A 3160-nucleotide genomic window follows, 5' to 3' on the forward strand; every position below is an offset into this window, starting at 1 on the left:
CGTGGACACGCCTAAACGCTCTGCTACATCAGCAACGCGCAAGCCGCGTTCAGTGATGTGCTTGACCGCTTCAATCTTGAATTCTTCGGGGTAACGCTGGTTGCTCATGGCACCTCCTGCTGGGTCTCATTATGAGGCTTGGAGGTGTCTACGAAACTAGGGGCGATTCATGGCTTATTGCTAATCGGGGGCTTCGCCACTGCCAAGCAATTCATCCCGGAACGTCAGGGCTTCCTGAGCAATCCAGGTCGCGAAGGCCGCCGCGGCAGGATTCATCAGGCTGTGGGCGGAATACACTAGGTAGAACGCTTCTTGCGTCACGATGTCGTTGGCCAGTGGGGCGATCAGGCGATCAGGCGACCAGACGCCAGCTGATGCTGGACCAATGACGAGCGCGCCAGGGCGACGCCCTGCCCGAGTTCGGCCATTTCCAGCGCTGAGATCAGGGTGTCGAACTGCAGGCCCTGGGACGAGTCGAGGTGCTCGGCACCCTTGCGCTTGAGCCAGTATCCCCAGCCTTCCTCGTAGCCCATCACGTGTAGCAGGTCGTGGTGCTGCAAGTCTTCGGGTTTTGCCAGCGGCTTCGCGATCGTGGGCAAGGTGGGTGCGCAGACCGGCTGGAGCGTGTCCCAGGTCAGCCGTTCGGACTTGCGACCGGACCAACGTCCCTGACCATAGCGAATCTCCAGGTCGGCATCGGAATCGGCGTCCTCGACCCAGATGCTGCTGTCCACGCGCAGTTGGATAGTCGGGTGCAGCGCCTTAAAGCGCGGCAGACGGATCGCCAGCCAGTGGGTGAAGAACATCAGGCTGCTGCGAACGATCAGCACGCTCCGGTGGCCCTGGCCGAAAATTTCATCGGTCGCCGCCACCAAGCGCTCCACCGACTCCCTCACCACGGGGAAGTACGTCATCCCCAATTCGGTGAGTTCCAGCCCACGGGGTAGTCGTTTGAACAGCACGGCCCCCAGTTGCGACTCCAGCGCCTTTAGCTGCTGGCTGATGGCGGCCTGGGTCAGGTGCAGCTCCTGGGCGGCGTGGGTGAAGTTCAGGTGGCGCGCCGATACCTCGAAGGCACGCAGCCAATTCAATGGAGGAAGGCGTTTTTTCATGGCTCACTCGGTGGGCTGCAGTTGGCGCTGGGCGGAATCGGGTGCGGCGCTAGCGCCCTGGTCGCTCTTGGGTATCGCGCCACTGTTGCACATCGCTCGACGGAAAGTTTTGACTTTAGAGACGATCGGTCTAAATACTAGGGGCATGACCATTCCTAACTCGCCTCCGCGTCGTGGCCGTCCTCCCAAGGTGCCGCGGACTCATCACGATACCCGCGAAGCTCTGCTCCATGTCGGCATGGCGGTCTTCACCGAACAGGGCTTTTCAGCGACCGGCATCGATGCCGTGCTCAAGCAGGTCCAGGTTCCCAAAGGCTCGTTCTATCACTACTTCGCTAGCAAGGAAGCCTTTGGTCAGGAGGTCCTGCAGGGCTACGCCGCCTATTTCGCCAAAAAGCTCGATCTGTGGTTTCTGGCGAAAGATGTCCCTCCGCTCGAGCGGCTGTGGAATTTCGTCCAGGACGCCAAGGCGGGCATGACTAGGCATGGCTTCCGCCGCGGTTGCCTGGTGGGCAATCTCGGTCAGGAGATCCTGGTGCTTCCGGAAAGTTTTCGCGCCCAGTTGGAGGCCGTCCTGCTGGATTGGCAGGTACGCCTGGCGCTGTGCCTGAGGGCGGGGGTCAAGGACGGTACGCTACCTGCGGGCACCGACTGTGACGCCCTGGCGGCCTTTTTCTGGATCGGCTGGGAGGGCGCCGTGCTGCGCGCGCGACTGGCGCAGAATGCCACGCCGCTGGACATCTTCATCACGGGATACCTGGCTGGAATCATGCGATGATTTCTTTTGGTTCATTTTTAGACGATCGGTCTAAATAGGAGGCTGCATGTTCAAAGCCCTACTCATCGAGAAGCACGACGGGACGCCTCACGTCGGTATCGCCGAACTGGCCGACACTCAGCTGCCGGAAGGCGACGTGACGGTTCGGGTCCTCTACAGCACGCTGAACTACAAGGATGCACTGGCCATTACGGGGCGCGGCCCGGTCGTTCGTCAGTTCCCCATGGTTCCCGGGATCGATTTCGCCGGCGTGGTCGAGGCCAGCTCGAATCCCCAGTACCAACCCGGCGACCGGGTCTTGCTCAATGGCTGGGGCGTGGGCGAGACCCACTGGGGTGGCCTGGCGGAGAAGGCGAGGGTGAAGGGCGAATGGTTGATTCCCCTGCCGCCTGCGCTGTCGGAGTTCCAGGCAATGGCCGTGGGGACTGCCGGCTATACCGCGATGCTCTGCCTGATGGCCTTGGAGCGCCACGGACTCATCCCGCAAAGCGGCCAGGTGCTGGTTACCGGGGCCACGGGCGGGGTGGGTAGCTTTGCCATTTCCCTGCTGGCCCGCCGCGGTTACTCGGTGATCGCCGTCACGGGCAAGCAACAGGAAGGAGAATACCTCAAGCGTCTGGGCGCCGAGTCCGTGATGGATCGGGCAGAGCTCAGCGCGCCGGGTCGACCGCTTGGCAAGGAGCGCTGGGCCGCGGCCATCGATTCCGTCGGTAGCTATACCCTGGCCAACGTCTGCGCGGGAACCGCCTCCGAGGGTGCGGTCGCCGCCTGTGGCCTGGCGCAGGGAATGGACCTGCCCATGACGGTCGCGCCCTTCATCTTGCGCGGAGTGAGCCTGCTCGGCGTCAACAGCGTGACCCAGCCTTACGCGCGGCGGGTGGAAGCCTGGCAGCGACTGGGTGAAGAGCTCGACAGTGACCTGTTGCTCGACATCAGCCGAGAGATCTCCCTGCAGGACACCGTGTCCATCTCCGACGATTTGTTGAGTGGGAAGGTCCGCGGAAGAGTGGTGGTGAAACTGAACCGCTGAGTTTCCGCTTAGGCGTCGATGATCAGCCGACGCTCCACGCCGATACGGTGTGGAGTGGACGGCTGCCAAGTCTCATACTCTTTTCAACCTGAAAGTCCTAACGGGCATCTTTCTTTTGAAGGAAGACCCATCTTTTTTAGCACTCGCTTATTCGAACGACGCCGCTTCGCTATAACGCCCGGAGTATCGGATGGCTTTATCTTGGGTGTTTTTCAGTCATAAATAAATTCTACCCTTAGG

The 3160-nt window shown here is 61.4% G+C and carries 3 protein-coding genes and 1 pseudogene; 2 read left to right on the top strand and 2 right to left on the bottom strand.

The annotated features are described in order from the left end of the window. Both C722_RS25375 and C722_RS25380 read right to left on the bottom strand, forming a co-directional pair. A partial coding sequence (locus C722_RS25375) for a transposase (protein ID WP_017638581.1) occupies positions 1-108 on the bottom strand: 108 nt, incomplete at its 3' end. Between the two features lie 72 nt (positions 109-180). Then, positions 181-1112, bottom strand: a pseudogene (locus C722_RS25380) (LysR substrate-binding domain-containing protein). Positions 1113-1257: 145 nt separating this feature from the next. On the opposite strand from C722_RS25380, the gene C722_RS0124355 reads away from it, so the two are divergent. Further along, positions 1258-1890, top strand: a complete 633-nt coding sequence (locus tag C722_RS0124355; protein ID WP_177323679.1) for a TetR/AcrR family transcriptional regulator — start codon at positions 1258-1260, stop codon at positions 1888-1890. Positions 1891-1936: 46 nt separating this feature from the next. Continuing rightward, the gene (locus C722_RS0124360) at positions 1937-2920 is read left to right on the top strand and encodes an MDR family oxidoreductase (protein ID WP_017642997.1); all 984 of its coding nucleotides are present in this window, start codon (positions 1937-1939) and stop codon (positions 2918-2920) included. The last annotated feature ends 240 nt before the right edge of the window (positions 2921-3160 follow it).

The organism is Pseudomonas sp. 313 (assembly GCF_000316965.1).
Lineage (GTDB): Bacteria > Pseudomonadota > Gammaproteobacteria > Pseudomonadales > Pseudomonadaceae > Chryseomonas > Chryseomonas benzopyrenica.